The sequence below is a fragment of the Allocoleopsis franciscana PCC 7113 genome (assembly GCF_000317515.1).
Classification (GTDB): domain Bacteria; phylum Cyanobacteriota; class Cyanobacteriia; order Cyanobacteriales; family Coleofasciculaceae; genus Allocoleopsis; species Allocoleopsis franciscana.
This window is the reverse complement of sequence record NC_019738.1, coordinates 7,282,184-7,302,899: the sequence shown is the minus strand read 5'-3', so window position 1 is coordinate 7,302,899 and position 20,716 is coordinate 7,282,184. Positions and strand designations below refer to the sequence as shown.

The 20,716-nt window shown below is 46.9% G+C and carries 15 protein-coding genes; 8 read left to right on the top strand and 7 right to left on the bottom strand.

Annotated features, from left to right (window positions below; genetic code table 11):
- Positions 1-17: 17 nt before the first annotated feature.
- The 6 genes from MIC7113_RS30055 (at position 18) to MIC7113_RS30030 (ending at position 10,671) form a co-directional block, all read left to right on the top strand.
- Positions 18-1,106 carry a hybrid sensor histidine kinase/response regulator gene (locus MIC7113_RS30055; protein ID WP_015185962.1) on the top strand — a complete coding sequence of 363 codons (1,089 nt, stop codon included), beginning with the start codon at positions 18-20 and terminating at the stop codon, positions 1,104-1,106.
- A 161-nt stretch (positions 1,107-1,267) separates the two neighbouring features.
- Positions 1,268-2,038, top strand: coding sequence for a YebC/PmpR family DNA-binding transcriptional regulator (locus tag MIC7113_RS30050; RefSeq protein ID WP_015185961.1), 771 nt, complete (start codon positions 1,268-1,270; stop codon positions 2,036-2,038).
- A 443-nt stretch (positions 2,039-2,481) separates the two neighbouring features.
- Positions 2,482-6,654 (top strand): TIR domain-containing protein, encoded by a 4,173-nt coding sequence (locus MIC7113_RS30045; protein ID WP_015185960.1) that lies wholly within the window; start codon positions 2,482-2,484, stop codon positions 6,652-6,654.
- A gap of 7 nt (positions 6,655-6,661) precedes the next feature.
- Positions 6,662-7,243 carry a hypothetical protein gene (locus tag MIC7113_RS30040; RefSeq protein WP_155898120.1) on the top strand — a complete coding sequence of 194 codons (582 nt, stop codon included), beginning with the start codon at positions 6,662-6,664 and terminating at the stop codon, positions 7,241-7,243.
- 54 nt (positions 7,244-7,297) lie between these two features.
- Positions 7,298-9,067, top strand: coding sequence for a toll/interleukin-1 receptor domain-containing protein (locus MIC7113_RS30035; protein ID WP_226883567.1), 1,770 nt, complete (start codon positions 7,298-7,300; stop codon positions 9,065-9,067).
- A gap of 359 nt (positions 9,068-9,426) precedes the next feature.
- Positions 9,427-10,671 carry an FAD-dependent hydroxylase gene (locus MIC7113_RS30030; RefSeq protein ID WP_015185957.1) on the top strand — a complete coding sequence of 415 codons (1,245 nt, stop codon included), beginning with the start codon at positions 9,427-9,429 and terminating at the stop codon, positions 10,669-10,671.
- Positions 10,672-10,903: 232 nt separating this feature from the next.
- Here the strand turns inward: MIC7113_RS30030 and MIC7113_RS30025 are convergent, their stop codons facing one another.
- The 6 genes from MIC7113_RS30025 to MIC7113_RS30000 all read right to left on the bottom strand — a co-directional run bounded on the left by MIC7113_RS30025 (position 10,904) and on the right by MIC7113_RS30000 (position 15,913).
- A complete protein-coding gene (locus tag MIC7113_RS30025; RefSeq protein WP_015185956.1) occupies positions 10,904-11,440 on the bottom strand; it encodes a Uma2 family endonuclease in 537 nt (178 codons plus the stop codon).
- 96 nt (positions 11,441-11,536) lie between these two features.
- On the bottom strand, positions 11,537-12,595 hold the full coding sequence (gene mtnA, locus MIC7113_RS30020; protein WP_015185955.1) for an S-methyl-5-thioribose-1-phosphate isomerase: 1,059 nt from the start codon (positions 12,593-12,595) through the stop codon (positions 11,537-11,539).
- A 168-nt stretch (positions 12,596-12,763) separates the two neighbouring features.
- Positions 12,764-14,671: a 1-deoxy-D-xylulose-5-phosphate synthase gene (dxs, locus tag MIC7113_RS30015; RefSeq protein WP_015185954.1), complete on the bottom strand. Its 1,908-nt coding sequence runs from the start codon at positions 14,669-14,671 to the stop codon at positions 12,764-12,766.
- Positions 14,672-14,885: 214 nt separating this feature from the next.
- On the bottom strand, positions 14,886-15,119 hold the full coding sequence (locus tag MIC7113_RS30010; RefSeq protein WP_015185953.1) for a hypothetical protein: 234 nt from the start codon (positions 15,117-15,119) through the stop codon (positions 14,886-14,888).
- Between the two features lie 234 nt (positions 15,120-15,353).
- Entirely contained in the window at positions 15,354-15,563 is a 210-nt protein-coding gene (locus MIC7113_RS30005) for a hypothetical protein (RefSeq protein WP_015185952.1), read from the bottom strand.
- 131 nt (positions 15,564-15,694) lie between these two features.
- Positions 15,695-15,913, bottom strand: a complete 219-nt coding sequence (locus tag MIC7113_RS30000; RefSeq protein ID WP_015185951.1) for a hypothetical protein — start codon at positions 15,911-15,913, stop codon at positions 15,695-15,697.
- 595 nt (positions 15,914-16,508) lie between these two features.
- Here MIC7113_RS30000 and MIC7113_RS29995 point away from each other — a divergent pair.
- Both MIC7113_RS29995 and MIC7113_RS29990 read left to right on the top strand, forming a co-directional pair.
- Positions 16,509-17,147 carry a hypothetical protein gene (locus tag MIC7113_RS29995; RefSeq protein WP_015185950.1) on the top strand — a complete coding sequence of 213 codons (639 nt, stop codon included), beginning with the start codon at positions 16,509-16,511 and terminating at the stop codon, positions 17,145-17,147.
- 38 nt (positions 17,148-17,185) lie between these two features.
- Positions 17,186-19,480: a GumC family protein gene (locus MIC7113_RS29990; RefSeq protein WP_015185949.1), complete on the top strand. Its 2,295-nt coding sequence runs from the start codon at positions 17,186-17,188 to the stop codon at positions 19,478-19,480.
- 101 nt (positions 19,481-19,581) lie between these two features.
- Here the strand turns inward: MIC7113_RS29990 and MIC7113_RS33995 are convergent, their stop codons facing one another.
- Positions 19,582-20,391, bottom strand: a complete 810-nt coding sequence (locus tag MIC7113_RS33995) for a hypothetical protein (RefSeq protein ID WP_015185948.1) — start codon at positions 20,389-20,391, stop codon at positions 19,582-19,584.
- Positions 20,392-20,716 lie beyond the last annotated feature (325 nt).

Below are 20,716 nucleotides of genomic sequence, written 5' to 3'. Positions count from 1 at the left end.
TGTGAATCGATAAAGCAATGAAGAAGATTTTGGTGATTGAGGACGAACAATCCGTGCGAGAGAATCTCCTGGACTTGCTCGATGCTGAGGACTTCGAGACAGTTGGTGCGGGGAATGGCAAGGTCGGTGTTGAGTTAGCGAATACTCATCTGCCCGATTTGATTATTTGTGATGTGATGATGCCCGAACTTGATGGTTTTGGGGTCTTAACTGCCTTGCGCTCTTCCCCAGTCACCGAAATGATTCCGTTTATTTTTCTCACGGCAAAATCGGACAAAATGGATCTACGCCAGGGGATGTCTCTGGGTGCAGATGATTACCTGACCAAGCCATTTACTAGAGCGGAATTACTGGAAGCCATTTCGATTCGTCTTGAAAAAAAAGCCACATTAGAGAAGCATTCTCAGAAAAAATTAGATGAGTTGCGTAACAGCATTACTTTGTCCTTGCCTCACGAATTACGAACTCCCCTGAATGGAATTCTGGGTCTTTCCGAACTCCTCGTTGAGGAATCGGATATTTTGGAACGCCAAGAAGTTCGAGAAATGGCGCAAGGAATTCATAAATCGGGTGAACGTCTATTAAGGCTGATTCAGAATTTCTTATTGTATGCAGAACTGGAACTGATTGCAACAGATTCTGAGCGAATCCAGGCGTTGCGAAGTGGTAAGGTTAGTTCAGCTGCATCCGTCATCAAAGAAATTAGTGTTTGTCAGGCACGTCAGGCCGGTAGAGAAGCCGATTTACAGTTGGAATTGCAAGATTCCAGCGTTCAGATTGCCAAAGTTAGACTTGAAAAAATCATTGAAGAACTGGTTAATAATGCCTTTAAGTATTCTTTGGCAGGCACACCCGTTCGCATCATTGCCGCTCCGATTGAGCAAATGTTTACTTTATCTATAACAGATTGGGGCAGAGGAATGACAGCCGCACAAATTGCTGAAGTAGGAGCCTATCGGCAATTTGAGCGTAAACTTTACGAACAACAAGGTTCAGGCTTAGGACTGGCGATCGCTAAACGCCTGACCGAACTGCTAGGTGGAGAATTAACCCTCGATAGCATACCTGAAAAACAAACCACGGTGAGAGTTGTGCTGCCGATTTGATCAAAGAAAGGGAAAGGGCAGAAGGCAGAAGGCAGAAGGAGGAAGAAATACCTTCGACATAGAGGGGTAAATACTCCAAATTCGGTAAACTCGGAAATGTACCGTCAGACACAGGCGGAAGATTTAGCGTTTGCCGAGAACATCGATTCAGTTTTGAAGCTATGGCAGGACACAGTAAATGGGCGAATATTAAGCGTCAGAAAGCGAGAGTGGATGCCGTAAAGGGGAAAACCTTTGCTAAGCTCTCACGGGAGATTATAGTTGCGGCTCGCATGGGTGTCCCCGATCCGGAAGGTAATTTCCGACTGCGTACCGCGATTGATAAAGCAAAAGCGGCGGGAATCCCCAATGACAATATTGATCGGGCGATCGCTAAGGGTTCTGGACAACTGGGCAACGATAACGACAATCTTGAAGAAATTCGCTACGAAGGTTATGGCCCTAGTGGTGTCGCCATTTTAATTGAAGCGCTGACCGATAATCGCAATCGCACGGCGGCTGATTTGCGGGCGGCTTTCACGAAAAATGGGGGTAATCTCGGTGAGACGGGTTGTGTCTCCTGGATGTTTGAACAAAAAGGCGTGGTTATTCTGGCGGGTGCTGTGGCGGAAGAGCAGTTGTTGGAAGCATCTTTGGAAGGGGGAGCACAGACTTATGAGCTATCGGAGGAAGAGGAGGACACCCCGGTAGCGGAGGTGTTTACTGAAGTCAGCAATCTGGAAACTTTGAATCAAACGTTGAAGGAACAAGGCTTGCCGGTGCGTGAGGCAGAGTTGCGTTGGATTCCGAGCAATACGATAGAAGTAACTGAGCCAGATTTAGCGCGATCGCTCCTCAAGTTGATGGATGCTTTGGAAGACTTGGACGATGTGCAAAGTGTGACTGCAAACTTCGAGATGGCAGAGGAGTTGATGTCGCTGACGATGGTGTAGCGGCTGGAATACAGACAACTAAAGCTTTCCTCTACACAGTGGGTTCATCTAGTGCAGCATGGCGGAAATAAGTGACCAGTTAATGAAAGAGCCAAAAGTAGAAAGTATAAGCCTTTCAACCTTCTGCCTTCTGCCTCCTGCCTTCTGCCTTCTTGTACTAGGTTCGCGCCCGTTGGAGGAAAGCTTTCTTTTTTCTGAAATTTTCACAAAGAAAGACCATTTATCTACCACTTTTGATATAGTCCTATAGAAAGATAATCTTGTGTCACCACCTTTTAGGTAGATTTATTTGGTGTTTCAATTTGTATTGAAACGCTGGAGTTTTTATTTGTGCGATATCTCAATCGGACAAAAATGCATCCTTAACACACAACTCAAGCCAACGATAAATCTCCTAGTCTCGTTTCTTTGGGAAATACCTTTGCTAAACCGAGTGCATTTACATGGGAAATTTATTTGATGCCTTCATCTCCTATGGGAGAGCAGATAGTAAAGCATTTGCTACAAAACTTCATGCTCACTTACTGGAACAAGGTTTAAACGTCTGGTTTGATCAAAATGATATTCCGCTTGGGGTAGATTTTCAAAACCAAATTGATGACGGCATTGAGAAGGCGCATAACTTCCTATTTCTCATTGCACCCCATTCCATTAATTCGCCCTATTGTGGTAAAGAAATTGAGCTGGCGCTGAAGCGAAATAAGCGAATTATTCCGCTTTTGCACGTTGAGCAAATTACACAGGAAACTTGGCAGCAGAGATTTCCGACAGGAACAGTTGAGGATTGGGAAGCGTATAGACAGAAAGGGTTACATTCGAGTTTTCCCAATATGCACCCTGCGATCGGCAAGATTAACTGGGTGTATTTTCGAGAGGGAGTCGATGATTTTGAGACTTCGTTTACAGGCTTGATGAGCCTGTTGAGTAGACATCGGGATTATGTCGAGGCACATACCCAATTTTTAGCCAAAGCCTTAGAGTGGGAGCGCAATCAAAAACAAACCAGCTATCTATTAATTGGAGAAGAACGACAACAAGCAGAAGCTTGGCTCAAGATACGCTTTAGAGACGAGCAACCTCCTTGTACTCCTACCAATTTGCATTGTGAATACATCACCGAAAGTATCAAAAATGCCCATAACTTGATGACTCAGGTGTTTCTCTCATACGCCGATGAGGATAGGGCGACGATGGAGAAGATTCGCAATAGCTTGAGACGAGAAAGCATTACCGTTTGGACGAATAAGACGGATATTCAAACGGGGGAAGCGTTTGAGGAGGCGATTAAGCGAGGAATTGAGCAAGCGGATAATTTGGTCTTTTTGCTTTCGCCTGAATCGGTCAACTCTACCTATTGTCAGCAAGAATTGGATTTGGCATTGTCGCTCTCCAAGCGGATTATACCGATATTGGTGCGGGAGACTGACCTCAATCAGGTACCTAGTGCATTGCGTTCTTTGCAGTATATCGACCTCACGGACAATGTGCAGGAAGATGATTACCTGCTTGATGAAAGCCAACTGTTGAAGATTTTTCATCAGGATGCGGCTTACTACAACGAGCATAAAATTCTGCTGGCTAAAGCGCTGAAATGGAAGCGGCAGCACGAAAATCCTAGCATTCTGCTGCGAGGGTATAACTTGCGGAGTGCTGAAACTTGGTTGAAGGTAGCAAAGAAAAGGACACAGCAACCACCGACGTTACTACAGGAAGAATTTATTGAGGAAAGTCTGCGGCAACTGCCATTAGAGTCACTGGATGTGTTTGTTTCCTATTCCCGTGCGGACTCGGACTTTGCTCGAAAGCTGAATGATAGCTTACAGATTCAGGGTAAGACGACTTGGTTTGACCAGGAAAGTATTGCCTCAGGGAGTGACTTCCAGCAAGAGATTTATCGGGGGATTAAAGCCTGTAACAACTTTTTGTTTATTCTCTCACCGCGTTCTGTAAATTCCCCTTACTGTGCGGATGAAGTGGAGTATGCAGCGGGGTTGAATAAACGCTTTGTAACGGTGCTGCATCAGGAGATCAATTCCTGCGACTTGCATCCGGAGTTAGCGAAGGTGCAGTGGATTGATTTTAATCACAATGAGCGGGATTTTAATGCCAATTTCAATCAGTTGGTGAGAACGCTGGATACAGATCGGGTACACGTCTACAGTCATACGAAATGGTTACAGCGATCGCTGGAGTGGAAACAGAAGGATAAAAGCACTGATTTGCTGTTGCGGGGCAGTGAATTTTTGATTGCACAGAACTGGTTACAGGAAACGGAACAACAACAGAAAAAGCCTGTTGCGACTGTGTTGCAGAAGGAGTTTATTGAGGCTAGTAAAAACGCAATTGTTGCAGCAGAGAAAGAAGAAACACGCCGCCAATCTGAAATGCTGCGTTTACAGGAGGAACGCACAAAGGAAGCTGAAGCACGACTGGCTCTACAGAAAAAAAGTGCCAAACGACAAAAGTACTTTCTTGTCGCTGTCACTACGGCATTGATGGCGGCTGTGGGCTTTAGTGTGGTGGCTGTCAATGCGACGAGAAAGGCTCAAGCAGCTCAAGCAAAGCTGATCAACGCTCTTACCTATTCCATAGAATCACGGCTGAATAACTATCAGGATTTTGATGCCCTGATTGAAAGTATCCGGACAGGACGACAACTTCAAACCCTAGAGGCTCAGGATAAACGCAAAATCCAGCAACGAGTAAAGGATGTATGGCAAAAAGCGTTTTACCGGATTAAGGAAATCCATCGCTTTGTCGGACACGACGGAGCAGTACTCAGCCTCAGTTTTAGCCCAGATGGGAAAACCATTGTCTCCGGCGGAGGGGATGGCACGATCAAACTATGGGAGCGATCGGGACGATTACTGTTCAGCATTAAGAGGCATGAACGTGAGATCAGCAGTATCCGCTTCAGCCCAGATGGTCAGTCAATTGCTTCTGCTAGCGCTGATGGGACAATTAAGCTCTGGAACCTGAAGGGACAACCTCTGCATACCCTGGAAGGGCATGAGGGGATGGTGACGAGTGTCAGTTTTAGCCCAGATGGCCAGACGCTTGCTTCTGCGGGTGAAGATGGCACCATCCGCCTCTGGAATCAGGAGGGAAAACAGATCAAGACTTGGCAGGGGCATACTGGCAGGGTGAACACGGTTGCCTTTAGCCCGGATGGGCAACGCATTGCATCTGGAGGTTCAGATAAAGATAACACTAATAACACAGTCCGTCTCTGGGATGGGAACGGAAAATTACTACAAACATTCACAGGACACCAGATTGTTGTCCGGGAGGTTAATTTTAGCCCCGATGGACAAACCATTATTTCTGCCAGCGAAGACCACAGTGCACGGTTATGGAGCATTACAGGGGAAGAACTCCAGCAATTTGTCCATTCCGAGGGTGTGATTGGCGCTAATTTTAGTCCCGACGGTCAGACTATCCTCACCTCTAGTTTCGATAAGACGATTAAACTATGGAATCTTGCCGGTCAAGAAATCCGGACTATTCGAGGACATCAGGATTGGGTGAATGAAGCCACCTATAGCCCTGATGGTCAGACCATTGCCTCTGCCAGTAGTGATGGGACAGTCCGGTTATGGGACTCAACGAGTTCTATACTGCACCAGTTCTCAAATCATACTGATTCGGTTTACAGCGTCCACTACAGCCCAGATGGGAAGTTGCTTGCCTCTGCTGGCAATGATGGGAAGATCAATCTTTACGACTCCAAGGGTGAGTTCATTCGTGGCTTTCCGGCACATACTGAGCCCATTGGTAGTGTGCAGTTTAGCCCCGATGGAAAAACCCTTGCTTCCGCTAGCGGAGATAACACCATTAAGTTGTGGGATTTGTCGGGACAGCCAATCAATACCTTAGACGAGCACGAGAAACCGATTACTGCGGTGCGTTTTAGCCCCGATGGACAAACCATCGCCTCAGCGAGTGAAGATAACACTGTTAAACTCTGGAATCGGCAAGGGCAATTATTACGTACCTTTGAGGGACACAAAGGGGCAATCACTAATCTCAGCTTCAGCCCCGATGGACAAACCCTTGCCTCAGCAAGTGCAGATCAAACCGTTAAACTCTGGAGCCTTACAGGGCAAATACTCCATACCCTGCAAGGGCATCAGAACATAGTGAGGAACGTGATTTTCAGCCCGGATGGTCAAACTATTGTCTCAACTGGTGGCGATCGCACAATCCGCTTTTGGACCCGGACAGGACAATTACTGAAGATTGCCAGAGGTCACACCGCTTCGGTTAACAGTCTGAGTTTTAGCCGAGATGGAAAACTCCTCGTCTCTGCGGGTGAAGATAACACACTCAGAGTCTGGACTGCATCGGGTGAACCCCTTCAGATACTGGATGGACATACTAATTGGGTCAATGACATCAGCTTTAGCCCAGAGGGTACAACCGTCGCCTCTGCCAGTGACGATCAAACTATCATCATCTGGAATTTGAGGTCTAGTAAGGTTGGCAATCAGTTGGCTGGGGGCTTGTCATTGGATCAACTACTGACAAAAAGTTGTGCTTGGGTAAGCAATTACTTACAGCACAATCCAACCTTAGACAAGAGCGATCGCGTTCTATGTGATGGAATTGATCACTAAAGGAGTAATGATGCCATTCAGAAAAATTACCCAATTTGTTGCTGCCTTGTTGCTAGGGTTGGTACTTACACTGAGTAGCTATCCCGTCCACTCGCAGGAGTTTCCTTCTTTTGAGAATTGCTACCAAGAAGTCAAGAATTACCCCAGAAAGCGAAACCTAAATAGATACAGTGAGCGGCAAGTCTATTGCCTCTTTGTGGTCGAGTTGATCGATGGGGGCGTTGATGTAGATAAAGATTACTACACCGCAGAACTTTTTGGTGTCGTAATGAATGCTCTTCGAGATAAGGGTGATGCTAAGGACGGCAATAGGTTGGATGACAAACTTACCTATAAACAAATCACCCAGAGATTTCCGGGTAATACCTTAAATCAACTGATTAATGAATCGCTTGATGAAGCAGTGAATGAGTTTTCTTTATCCCAATCCTTTCCATTTCAAGTCGCAGCCACTAAAATTCCCTCCAATACATCCCCATCGTCTTCTGTTTTGGCATATAAGACTCGTAAGACTAAAGGAAAAACTGTCGTGAATAGAGTCTCTACTAAGGCAAGTAGGGGACACACCCTAGCATTTCTGAACCGTTAAGAGAGAAGCGAGAGTGAGAGATACGTCCTTGTAGGGGCTTAGCGTCTGTTTTATGTGCAAAGTGTTACTGCAAACTTCGAGATGGCAGAGGAGTTGATGTCGCTGACGATACCGATACCGAATGGGTTGCGGGATTTGCAGTATATTGACCTCACCGACAATGTAAAAGAAGACGATTACTTACTTGATGAAAGCCAACTGTTGAGGATTTTGCATCAGGATGAGGCTTACTATAACGAGCATAAAGTTTTACTGACGAAAGCGCTGAAGTGGAAGCAGCAGCACGAAAATCCGAGTATTCTGCTGCGAGGGTATAACCTGCGGAGTGCTGAAACTTGGTTGAAGGTGGCGAAGCGAAGGACACAGCATCCACCCATACCGTTACAGGAAGAATTTATTGCTGAAAGTTTGCGGCAACCGCCTGCAAGTTCGCTGGATGTGTTTGTTTCCTATTCCCGTGCTGACGCGGATTTTGCTAGAAAACTCAACGATAGCCTACAGATTCAGGGTAAAACGACTTGGTTTGATCAAGAAAGTATTGCATCGGGGAGTGATTTTCAGCAGGAGATTTATCGCGGAATTAAAGCCTGTGATAACTTTTTATTTATTCTCTCTCCGCGCTCAGTAAATTCGACTTACTGTGCGGATGAGGTGGAGTATGCAGCTTCGTTGAATAAGCGGTTTGTGACAGTGCTGCATCGGGATGTAAATTCGGCAGATTTGCATCCGGAATTAGCGAAGATGCAGTGGATTGATTTTAATCAGAATGAGCGGGATTTCAATGCTAATTTTAACCAGTTGGTGAGAACGCTCGATACTGACCGGGAACACGTTCACAATCATACGAAATGGTTGCAGAGGGCGATTGAGTGGGACTCTAAGGGGAAAAGTGCTGATTTGCTGTTGCGGGGTAGTGAATTTGCGATCGCTCAAAACTGGTTGCAGGAAACGGAGCAACAAAAGAAACAACCAGCCGCGACTGTGTTGCAGGAGGAAATTATTGTGGCAAGTCAAAACGCTATTGAAGCAGCAGAGGAAGCCGAAAAACGCCGACAAGCTGAAATGCTGCGTTTGCAGGAGGAACGGGCTAAGGAAGCGGAAGCAAGACTAGCAGAACAGAAAAAAAATGCCAAGCAGACTCGGAGAATTGCTATCGGCTCGACTGTAGCTGCTGTAGTGATGGCAGGATTAACGCTCTTAGCTGGAATTACAGCCAGAAAATCAGAAATTGCTCAACTTCAGGCTTCAATAATTACTTCAGAAATGTGGCTATCCTCGAACCAGGATTTAGAAGCCTTAACAGGAATTTTAAAAGTAGGAAGAAAGCTTGAATCCTCAATCTGGCAAGCAGTCTGGCCAGACCCAAATTTACGTAGTCAAGTGATGGGAACTCTACAGAGAGTGGTTTATGGAGTTAAAGAAAGAAATCGGCTAAGCGGACATAAAGACCGTGTCATTGAGGTACGTTTTAGCTCAAATGGCAAGTTAGTGACTACTATGGAAATTGAAACAAAAACCGTTCGCTTTTGGGACTTGAAGGGCAAGGAGGTAAGAACTTCCCAAAAATATCAAGATTTGATTCAAAGTGCATATCATAGCCCCGATGCTAGTGAAACGCCCATCATTCCACTCTCCCCAGAACCCACCTCAAACCGAGAACCTGTCAAAATCCTAATCATTGGCTCTCCCAAAGGAGTCAACAACATCATTCAAACCTTATACCGTCTCCGATTTGCTGAAGTGCGTGAGTGGAGTCCTCTGCAACCCACAGCCAATCCCGGTGAAGTCGTCAGTATCCTCAAACGTCAGCTTTCCATCCGCTAGTTGGGAAGTCCACAGGGAGCATCCCAATTTTGTCGCCCCAATCTTGTAGGGGCGAACGCCCGTTCATTGGTGTCAACTTAAGACGAGAGCGAATGGAATTCGCGGCTACACAAACAAAGCCTGCCTACGCAGGCTTCAAATCTAGTCCGCGTCGGCGGACTTCGTTTGTGTAGCCCCAGGCTTCCAGCCTGTGGGTATCAATGGCAAACGGTTGTCACACTTGGGTTTCACGTTAAGTTGACACCGATGACGCCCGTTCGCCCCTACGGAGGTATATTTGCTCTGAGTTGCTCGCTCCAGCCGTCCGCGTCACAATAAAGGAGAGTAAATATTCCTATTGATGACGAATTTTCGGGAAAATGGCGCTGGAACAGCTCACTCAAACCCCCCCAATACCCAATACAACCTTCGATTATGACCTAGCGATCGCAGGTGGCGGAATTGTTGGTGCAACACTCGCTTGTGCCTTAAAAAACTCCGGGCTGAGGGTGGTGTTAATCGAAGCCCAACCTCCGTCTGTAGCCGTAGCAAGGCGACAAGCTTACGCGCTTTCTCTACTATCGGGGCGCATTTTGCAGGGAATTGGAGTCTGGGATAAAGTACTGCCCCAAATTACAACGTATCAGCAAATTCGCCTCTCGGATGCCGATCATCCTGGTATCGTGCAGTTCCATCCCAGTGATTTAGGGATGGATGATCTGGGTTACGTGGGAGAACATCGTCCCCTGCTGCAATCCTTATATGAGTTCTTGGCAGACTGTCCCAATGTTAGTTGGTTGTGTCCGGCTGAAGTGCTGGATGTAGATTATCAACCGTCTGGCGTAGAAATCAAAGTGAAGGTAGATGGAGAGATTCGTCAGTTGCGATCGCGTTTAATTGTAGCCGCAGATGGGGCGCGATCGCACATTCGCACAGCCGCAGGGATTGGCACTCACGGCTGGAAATACTGGCAATCTTGCGTCACCGTCAGAATTAAACCCGAAAAATCACACAATAACACAGCTTTTGAACGCTTCTGGCCTAGCGGCCCTATGGGAGTGTTACCACTACCCGATAATCGCTGCCAAGTCGTATGGACGGCACCCCACGCGGAAGCACAAGCCTTAAAAGAGCTAGATGACAAAGAGTTTCTATCCCTACTGGAACACCGTACAGGAGGGCTTTTGGGGCGTCTGGAATTAGATAGCGATCGCCTCCTGTTTCCGGTACAGTTAATGCAGAGCGATCGCTACACCCAATCCCGACTCGCACTGATTGGTGATGCGGCTCATTGTTGCCATCCCGTCGGCGGACAAGGAATGAACCTCGGTATCCGAGATGCTGCGGCTTTAGCCCAAGTGCTACACGACGCCCATCAACGGGGTGAAGATATTGGAGACATTCGGATATTAAAGCGCTATGAACGCTGGCGGAAAACAGAAAACCTGGTAATTTTAGGATTTACTGATTTTCTGGATCGCCTATTTTCCAATCGCTGGTTGCCCGTGGTAGCGGTTCGGCGGCTGGGTTTATGGGGGCTGCGAACGGTTCAACCGTTGAAGGTTCTAGCCTTGCGGTTGATGACCGGTCTATTGGGACGCCATCCCCAGGTGGCTCAACACTAACGATGCCGTTAGTAATATTGGAGGATTTATATCATATCCGGTTAATTACTTCATCATCAAATCCTGTTCGTAGTAGGCACTTTAGTTTCCCTTACCAGAGGACTAAAGTCCTCAGTAAAAACTCCCGTATAGTGTGGTTTTCTACTTCGGATATTGATATCACTCAACTCAAGAGTAGGAGAGAGGGCAGTGTGTACCGCATCCAATCGCCTGCATCTTACTCTTGATCCATTCAAGCCAATAACTCATCAATCGCGACACTAAAACCTTTCAACACATTCTGAGTGCTAACGACTTCTCCTACCGTCAATAAAAGATGCTTCTCGTGAGTAATCACGATAATCCACAAGTTTTCAGGAAACACTAACCAAACTTCTTGGCAACCCGACTGTAAATACTCTTTCGCCTTAGCCAATAACTCTTCACCACTATCATCAGGCGAGGCAATCTCTGCAATTAATGAAAAACTCTGAGGCAGTGCAGTTGCACCTGCATGTTGGCTGACAAGTTCGGGAGTCAGGTAAGAAACATCAGGACGACGCCCCTGTTTGGCAGTCCGGCAAAGCGCTTCGGTGTAAACTTCTCCACCTTGACCACTGGAAAGCATATAACTTCTCCAGTAATAGCCCAATCTTAATTGAATCTGACCATGCCTTAATGTCATACCTTTTTTCTCAAGCAGTTGCCCATCAACCCACTCATAATCATCACTGGGATGAAGCAAAAACTCGTCAAGAGAAATAGTTGTCAGTTCAGGAGTAGCCACCATAAAACCGACCTTTATTTGGATACCTTAATTGTAAATGGTTTGTGAAGTGTCTATCCCCGACTACAAGCAAGAAGCCGGGGAGCTAAATCTATTTAATTAAGCGGGCTGCATGACTTGTAAGTTTTGCAACTCACTCGGCGTAACCACACCTTTCTCGGTAATAATTCCCGTAATTAAATCAGCCGGAGTGACATCAAAAGCCGGGTTATAAAATTCCACTCCAGGGGGGCAAACTAACGTCTCACCAATTTGATAAATCTCTGAAGGATGGCGTTCTTCAATCGGAATTTCCATCCCATTGGATAATTTGAAATCAACGGTAGAGAGAGGAGCTGCTACATAGAACGGGATATTATGAGCTTTAGCAACAATCGCTAAACTGTAAGTCCCAATTTTGTTAGCCGTATCCCCATTTGCCGCAATCCGATCTGCACCTACAATAACGGCATCAATCATTCCCCGATTCATGCAATGAGCCGCCATGTTATCGGTAATTACAGTAACAGGTATCCCTTCATGGACACATTCCCAAGAGGTGAGCTTTGCCCCTTGCTGACGAGGACGGGTTTCGGAGGCGTAAACTCTGGCCAGTCGTCCTTCCCGCCATGCTGATCGCACCACACCCAAGGCAGTACCATATCCAGCCGTGGCGAGCGCTCCCGTATTGCAGTAAGTGAGAAGACATAACTGCTGTGGGTTTGAAGGCAACACCTCCAAACCGCGATCGCCAATCATCTGACAGGTTTGTAAGTCTTCTAGCTGAATGGCTTGAGCCGTTTTCAGCAACGAGGCTTGAAGAGCCTCCACTGAACCAATTGTCTCATAGGCGGTTTTGAGCATTCGTGCGATCGCCCAAAACAAATTCACAGCGGTGGGGCGAGTGAGTCGCAACACCTGAGCCACATCTTCTAGCTGACTTAAGAACGCTTCGCGCTCTTGCGTTTGAATTTCCCGTGCGCCCAAGTACATACCGTAGGCGGCTGCTACACCAATAGCAGGAGCGCCCCGGACAATCATGGTTTTAATCGCCCGTGCCATATCGTCACAGCGACTAATTTCCACAATCACGTACTCAGATGGCAATTTGGTTTGGTCAATTAGTAAAACACGGTCTTCGTGCCAGATTACAGGGTACACGGGGCTTTTAGACATCATCACAAAGTATAAGGTTTTATATGGATGGAACCCACTCTATGAATACTCTATTTTTTATCCTTTGTGTTTGCAGAAATCGTACACAACTGAAAACCGCCATAACTTATAGAGGCGCGATTCATCGCGCCTCTAAAAAACTTACCAACAGTTTCTAGACTCAGTGATGAACTACTGATTAACCCCTGCCATCTGGGGGCTGAAGCTATTCCGCACACGTTCAGCAATTTGTGACGGTGTCAGCCCCAAATCTGCCTTCGATTCCTCCGGTTTGGCGTGTTCGACTAACAGATCGGGTACACCCAACCGCATCACAGGCACTAAAACATTATGATCCAGCAACGTCTCGGCTAAACCGGAACCAAAACCGCCCATCACACAACCTTCTTCTAACGTCACCACTCGACCAATCCGCTGCGCCAAGGGCAGAATTAATTCGGTATCCAGGGGCTTGGCAAAACGAGCATTAATGACCGTAGCTTCAATCCCATGTTCGCTCAATATTTCAGCGGTTTGCATGGCGGTATGAACCATCGTGCCATAACCCACGAGCAACACATCGTCCCCATTCCGCAAGATTTCTCCCTTACCAATGGGTAGGGGTTCCCATCCTTCTTCCATCAGGGGCACACCGTAGCCATTCCCGCGAGGGAAACGCATGGCGATCGGGCCATCGGTGTAGTTGACACCTGTGACAAGCATCCGCTGAAGTTCGGCTTCGTCTTTGGGTGCCATTAGCACCATGTTGGGTAAGCAGCGCAGGTAGGCGATGTCGTACATCCCTTGATGGGTTGGCCCATCGGCACCAACAATTCCGGCCCGATCCAAGCAGAAGAAGACCGGTAGGTTTTGGATACAAACGTCGTGAACGATTTGGTCGTAGGCGCGTTGCAGGAAGGTGGAATAAATAGCGACAACCGGACGTATGCCTTCACAAGCTAAACCGGCTGCCAGTGTAACGGCGTGCTGTTCTGCAATACCGACATCAATGTATTGTTTGGGAAGTTTGGCGTGGAGTTTGTCTAAACCCGTGCCTGTTGCCATCGCGGCTGTAATGCCAACAATTTTGGGATTATTTTCGGCAAGCTTCACCAGGGTATGGGCAAAAACTTTGGAGTAGCTAGGAGGCTTAGGTGAACTGGCGGGGATAGCTTTGCCAGTGGCTAAGTCAAAGGGACTTTGGGCATGGTAGCCAACTTGGTCTTGTTCTGCGATCGCATATCCTTTCCCTTTTACAGTTGCCACATGTACCAATACGGGTCCATTGTGGTTGTGTGCGGCCTTGAAGGTAGCAATCAAATCTTCCAGATTGTGACCATCCACCGGTCCCATATAGGTAAAGCCGAGTTCCTCAATCACCGCCCCCACCTTCGGCACCGCCAGACGCTTCATCCCTTCCTTGACACGTGCCAACTCTGGGGACAACGATTCGCCGACAAAGGGCAGATGCTTAAACTGCTCTTCCAAATTGTCCGTCAGGAACTGTATCTGTGGGTTTAAGCGCACCTTATTCAGGTAGCGGGAAATTGCCCCGACGTTGGGGGAAATCGACATTTCATTGTCATTGAGAACCACCAACACTTTAGTATTGGGCATATGTCCGGCATGGTTAATCGCTTCAAGTGCCATCCCCCCTGTCAGTGCCCCATCACCAATCACCGCTGCGACTTTGAAGTTCTCACCCTTGATGTCTCGCGCCATCGCCATTCCCAGCGCAGCAGAAATACTGGTAGAGGCGTGACCCGCACCAAAGTGATCGAATTTATTCTCGCAACGCTTCAAGTAACCCGCTACGCCATCCTTTTGCCGCAGGGTATGGAAGTTGTGGTAGCGCCCTGTAAGCATTTTGTGGGGGTAGGCTTGGTGTCCGACATCCCAAAGCACCTTATCATGGTCTAAATCCAAAGTTTGATACAGAGCAATAGTGAGTTCCACAACCCCTAACCCTGGGCCCAAGTGACCGCCAGTTGCCGCTACTGTTTGCAGATGCTTCTCCCGAATTTGGCGAGCAATTTGCTCCAGCTGACGAATCGACAGGCCGTGTAGCTGGTTCGGATGAGTAATTTCACTTATATGCATACTGACGTACTTTTTGAGTTGCTATTGGAGTTTTTTATCCGTTTTCCACTAATTAAGTATCTAATAGTTTGGTTAACAAGCGTCAAGCTGATTTTATCGCCAATTTAGGTTTTTTTGCCTCCTTGGCCTCATCTTCCAGGGTCTGGTTACAATGCAACAGAGCCTCTCTGCTGACAGGGAGGCTCTGTTCAAGAGTATCAATTAAACCTTCTAACTACATTTTACCTTTTTGCATCACTTCCTGAAGGTGTTGACGCACTTCTTGAGCTTGCTGCATGTCTTGCTGTTGTAACTTCTTGAACAATTCAACACAGGGTTGAGAACCTGTGGATTGTGCGTCTTCCATATACTTTTCGTATGCCTTCAGTGCTTCCGACTTGCTTTGCAACACGGTGAGCAAATCGTACTCAAGGTTACTGATGGCTTGTGAATTTCCGTTTGTTGCCATTAAATTTCCTCCAATATCGGTTTTATAAACAACCTAACAGTGCCTAATGATCCATCCGTCTTTCATCTATCTAAAAGAAGAGGAAAAATTAAACCGATAGGGAGATTTTATAACCGTAAAAAAATAAATTCTCCCAAAATAATTAGCTTTACCGTTAACATCGGCGCGGCTACAGAGTGGGGATAGCCAACGCCTTGGTTTAGTACAACTGCTTAAACCCTTTCAAGTTTAGCTTTAGTCTTTGGGATAGTTGACATCCCTCCAACAAAGCGGTAAATCCTCTCCAGAGGGGAATTTTAATTGTGCTTTATCAAACGTTTCAGGATTTTGCTCTTCTTGTCCAGCTTGAGTTTGTCCAGCAATACTATTTTTATTGGGGTCAATCAAAGCTTGCATATCAAGAATTTCGACAAGAGTTCCGTCAGTTTTATCTTTGAGAAACATAGGATTTTCCTCCTTAGGTGAGTTGAGATGCCACAAAAGTTAATGGGCTAGTGGTTGAGAGTATTGATATTTTAAGAATTGACTTAGAATTCCTAAAATCCTTGCCTTTACTGACGTTAAGAGAAAGAAAATTATTGACCTGATGACTCAACTAATTTTTTGAGGTGCAGGTAAGCTTCCTCTGGCGTATAAGGTTCGGCTTTCTTTTCATCAGGAATATAAAATTGCTGGCTATCCGAGAAATAACGTACAACAAAACTTGGAATCAGCCCTAAATCCATCGCTTGTTTACCCATTTTTACGGCTGTTTCTGATAGAGTAAATTCATCATAAAATGGAGGTTTATCCATTTTTGTCGTCTCCCGGAAAGTCAGTAATTATATTCCTAAGTCAGCATCTCGATTGAGAATTAAGGGATAGGCATTCAGAGGGAAAAAAGAAAGTCTCAGCCTAAGGTTAGGTTTATAGGTAATCAGGGAGAATTGAACTCAGTGAATAATGCCTCACTAGAGGTTACACACTCAGAACTTTTTTCCCCAATCAAGCCATGAAAATTTCTTCCGTGTTCCCAAGCCCCATTTTTCATGAAAAATGGGGTCTTTGCCTAATTTTTGAGCCTCAACCGGATTAGGAAAGCGATCGCATTCTAGTCCTGATTGCTTTGCTTAAACCTCTATCTAGAGACATTCGTTGGTCAACAACTTCAATCCAACGGAGGCTGAGGAGCGCAAAAGGCGTCAACTCAAGAGTCTGTACAAGCGAACTCTACTCCAAAAAACGTTTAGATAAGAATCCCTATTAGCGAACATCTCTCTAAAGTTACGTTCTCTGATTGGGCATGACTGTCCAATTTGGAGGAAATTCTCGATTTTTCGCGAAGATTTCCCGCGAAATCCGTACAATAGATTCATTAATCCAATCACACTTAGTGTTGATGCGGAGTGTATGCCTACCCAGTTCTTCAAAGCAATAACTCAGCCTATGGCGGGTATGACCCTATTTGCTTTGATCAATGCATCTTGGTCTTCCCTGGCGGTTGCTCATTTACCCACCTTACCCACCATAGATCCGCAGCAACTCCAGCCAGCCCTTGTGAATAATCGCTGGCAGCAATTCCAGCCAGCCATTCCGGTAAATCACTCGACTCAACTCCAGACCACTAACATTTTAGGCGGAGGCGATCGCACTCAAAATTTAACCTTATGTGATGGAGATACCCTCTTTATCCCCACGGCAACCACTATTAACCTTTCCCAAACCCGTCAATTCGTAACCGCCAGCTTTGCCACTGCTCCCAATCGAGGACAGACTGAGGCTGTTGTGGGAAACAGGAAGCGTCCAGGTTCCTATCTTTTGCTTGGAAGCGCGAAGATTCGTCTGAGCCTGAAAGGCAGGATTTCTAGGGAGAACGTATCCGTTGATTTCGCTCAAGGCGCGAATAGTGGTAATAATCCTATCATTGGCAATAACGATATAGTTGTGGTAAGCCGCTCTAATACTGCCAGGGTTGCGGATGCTGTGAATTTATTTTTAAGTCCTGGTGCTGGGATTATTACCTTGTTTTCGATCCTAGGAATTAGATAATTAGAGTAAGCCTTGGTTGCCAGGGATGGGAAAAGAGTATGGACGCCGAACACGATTATCAAAGGTTTTCACAAAGGCCTGGGGGAAACTTACCGGAACCTCAGTATCGAAGCGATATCCAAGAGCTGGAAACAGGGGATGGCAATACCCTGGATTTAGCTTGGCTGTTTGCTGTGGTGCGCCGCAGAGCTCCAATCATGGCAGCAGCCGCAATCGTCTTGGGAGGAATAGCTGGCGGATATATCATTTGGCAGGCAAAAAAAACTCCCCCCACCTATAGAGGGGCTTTTAGTGTTCTAGTCGAACCGATCACGGCGGAAGGTCGGCTGGCTAAATTATCCCTATCGGCTCAAACCGGTGTCAATACAGGTGTGGCAGAAGCCTCGCGAGTGGGCATTGAAAACTCTGATTTGATGGATTATGAAACTCAAATCCGGGTGTTGAGAAGTCCCAAATTGATGGAACCCGTGATCAAAGAGTTGCAAGTTCGATATCCAGATATTTCTTACAACTCACTCATGGAGAAGCTAGAAATTTCCCGCGTCAGTTATGAAAAAGATGGGAAACAACAAGGCACCAAAATTTTAAATATTAGTTATCACGACCAAGATGGCAATAAAATTAAATATGTTCTAGAGCAACTGGCAAAAACATATCTAAATTATAGTGTTGATGAGCGCGTCAACAGCTTGCGCCAAGGCGTTCAATATATTGATGACCAATTGCCGAGCCTCCAGAAGCGAGTGGATAACCTCCAAGCACAACTGCAAAAACTTCGGCAGCAATACACACTCAATGAGCCAGAATCAACGGGGAAATCCTTGACAGAGCAGGCGCAATATCTGAAGTCACAGCGTGTAGATCTTCAAGCCCAACTGGCGCAGGCGAAAGTGGCTTTTGCCACTCGACAAAGACAGCTCAGTGAAGGTGATACAACTTCCGTTCTGACCAGTGAAACGAGTCAGGTTGGTGCTTACGAGAGGCTGATCGGAGAGCTACAAAAGGTTGAAGCGGACATGGCGATTCAGTCCGCTCGGTTTCGAGACGATAGTCCACCGATTCGAGATTTACGGGAAAAGCAGCGAAATTTACGAGCACTCTTGGCTCAAGAAGCGCAAAAAAGTCTCGATAATGTGGCGAGTCGCATCCGGGAATTAGAGGCTCGCGATCGCTCCCTGGCAGAAGCGGAAAGCCGAATTAATGAAAAAATTAGAGTCTTTCCTGCGGTTATCCGTCAGTACACCGATCTCCAGCGAGAATTACAAGTCGCGACAGATAGCCTCAAGCAATTTTTAGAGAAGCGGGAAACCTTACAGTTAGATGCATCCCAGCGGAAAACCCCTTGGCAAATTATTGCTGCTCCCGAACTGCCCCGCAATAGAAATGGACAATTGATCCCCGCTTCGGCGAGGAAAACCAAGCGGGAATTAGCGATCGCCGGTGTTTTAAGTGTGCTCATGGGAATCGGGATCGGTTTCATTGTCGAAATTCTCCATACCGTATTCCATACCCCGGACGAAATCAAAGCTGCAACCCGACTGCGATTGTTGGGGGTGATTCCGTTTGCCAGAAAACTCAAAAAACTGGATCGAAATACCCCAAAACTGGCTCCAGCATTTATGGAGGAAGTCAGTTCCCATGCGTTGGTTTCCTTCGCGGCATCGGCTCACGATGAGCGCTCTACGGCCTTTCTAGAGGCATTCCGCTCCTTCTATACCAACATCCGTCTGCTCAGCGCCCGCAAACCAATTCACTCCTTAGTCATTGGTTCTGCTGTTCCAGGGGATGGTAAGTCTACCGTAGCGATCCACCTGGCACAAACCGCCGCTTCTATTGGGCAGCGCGTTTTGCTCATCGATGCCGACCTGCGGCGTCCTCAACTCCATCTCCGCTTAGGGTTGCCGAACGAGCAAGGACTCAGTGATGTGATTACCACAGACTTGAGTTTGAATGATGCGATTGTGCGCTCCTCAGTGGAGGAAAATTTGTTTGTCCTCACGGCCGGTCAGCCAACCTCCGACTCAATCAAACTTCTTTCCTCCGCTAAGATGCAATATCTCATGGAGCAATTTCAAGCCTTTTTCGACTTGGTGATTTATGACACCCCTCCCCTGCTGGGTCTAGCGGACGGCAACATTTTAGCCGCCAATACAGATGGCATTGTTCTGGTGGTTGGACTCCAGAAGACAGACCGTTCTTTACTCACCAAATCCTTAGATGGCTTAAAAATCTCCGGTGCTTCGGTTCTGGGTGTTGTTGCCAATGGCATCAAAGGCTACATACCCGATTCTTACACCTCCTATCACCGACAATATCAAACGATCGAGCGGTAATAGAAGGAGTCTATTCGCGGCTCGATCGCTTCTTCCTCTGGCACCCCTGTGAAGTGGCGGTGCCCCCATTGTTTTTTACCGTCCAGACTCTCGATAGTCGCTCATCTCACCCCAGTCCTGGGTGAACCCTTCGGTTGTTGACTAGGTGGGCTAAATCGGAGCGGAGGTTTTTCTCCAACAGCAGGGGTCGTGTTGGCAGAGAACTGCTCGATGCGCTGATCTAACTTCCGGGCCAAATCCCCTACCCCGACCAGTGGCTGTTCCCCATTGGCATATATAACGCCCGTCAAGGCTCCTGTGGCGTTACGCCGAAAGGCCGCTAAATCCAAGCGTAAAGGCTGACCTTGCATCTCCATCGCCAGCGTCATGCCTGTTGAAGCATTCGCCAAGTTACTCAGATCAGGAATCGAACGATAATCTGTAACCTTGATTTGTCCAAAGGATTTTAGCTTCTCCTGCAACACACTCAAGGTTTGTTGTTGCACCTCTGGCTGCTTGACCTTTTCCAGACTGGCATCAAAACTGGCCTGTTCGGATTGATTGGGCAGCTTACCTGTAAATCCCAAAACAATTTGGAAATTTTTGGGATTAACGAAGGCGAAAAAATTTTCTGGTTTCATGTTACCTTGTCCCAGTTCTTGTTTGAGAAGCTCTAACCGGGAGGCAAGCATTGTGGCTAATTTCGGAGGAAGTTCTGTGAATCCAGGGGGTAAATCTTCAACCGTCAGAGTGGCTGGTGTGGGTGCCAATTGCTCAGCCGCCATCTGAAGCACCGTTTTCACGGTACCCTGTTTGGCGGTTAGGGATGGCTGTGATAAAGTCTGTGCTGTAGTGATCGTGGCTTGGGCTGGAACCCCAGCAATGATGACACCAGCCAACAGGCATAAGCTTAAGGAGATTCTCTTTGCCATGTCAGTTAAGAAGCAAGCTTTTTGGGTCTTTGGCTATTCGCTCATCCTACTACTGTCTTCTTAGGCATGACCAGGTGTAAATGAGGACAAATGTTCTAATTTATGGCTAGATGCTACAGGAGTCACCCCAAGGTTGGCAAACTAGATGTGTGATTCAACACAGGCACAGTGCACTTGATCAGGGAGCCATCAGGCTGAGGTTTTACTATCCCAGCGTTTACTCTATAACAACTTCAGGCTACAGTGCAGAGGGCTGGGACTCATGGTATTTGTAAAAAACCTACTGAGATCCCGGACGAGTGGCGATTTCGCCAGTAACTTGCAT

Coding starts and splice junctions, on each gene's coding strand:
- MIC7113_RS29990 (WP_015185949.1), top strand. CDS start 17,186: ATGGACGCCGAACACGATTATCAAAGGTTTTCACAAAGGCCTGGGGGA.
- MIC7113_RS30055 (WP_015185962.1), top strand. CDS start 18: ATGAAGAAGATTTTGGTGATTGAGGACGAACAATCCGTGCGAGAGAAT.
- dxs (WP_015185954.1), bottom strand. CDS start 14,671: ATGCATATAAGTGAAATTACTCATCCGAACCAGCTACACGGCCTGTCG.
- MIC7113_RS30000 (WP_015185951.1), bottom strand. CDS start 15,913: ATGGATAAACCTCCATTTTATGATGAATTTACTCTATCAGAAACAGCC.
- MIC7113_RS30050 (WP_015185961.1), top strand. CDS start 1,268: ATGGCAGGACACAGTAAATGGGCGAATATTAAGCGTCAGAAAGCGAGA.
- MIC7113_RS30005 (WP_015185952.1), bottom strand. CDS start 15,563: ATGTTTCTCAAAGATAAAACTGACGGAACTCTTGTCGAAATTCTTGAT.
- MIC7113_RS30010 (WP_015185953.1), bottom strand. CDS start 15,119: ATGGCAACAAACGGAAATTCACAAGCCATCAGTAACCTTGAGTACGAT.
- MIC7113_RS30040 (WP_155898120.1), top strand. CDS start 6,662: ATGATGCCATTCAGAAAAATTACCCAATTTGTTGCTGCCTTGTTGCTA.
- MIC7113_RS30025 (WP_015185956.1), bottom strand. CDS start 11,440: ATGGTGGCTACTCCTGAACTGACAACTATTTCTCTTGACGAGTTTTTG.
- mtnA (WP_015185955.1), bottom strand. CDS start 12,595: ATGATGTCTAAAAGCCCCGTGTACCCTGTAATCTGGCACGAAGACCGT.
- MIC7113_RS30030 (WP_015185957.1), top strand. CDS start 9,427: ATGGCGCTGGAACAGCTCACTCAAACCCCCCCAATACCCAATACAACC.
- MIC7113_RS33995 (WP_015185948.1), bottom strand. CDS start 20,391: ATGGCAAAGAGAATCTCCTTAAGCTTATGCCTGTTGGCTGGTGTCATC.
- MIC7113_RS30045 (WP_015185960.1), top strand. CDS start 2,482: ATGGGAAATTTATTTGATGCCTTCATCTCCTATGGGAGAGCAGATAGT.
- MIC7113_RS29995 (WP_015185950.1), top strand. CDS start 16,509: ATGCCTACCCAGTTCTTCAAAGCAATAACTCAGCCTATGGCGGGTATG.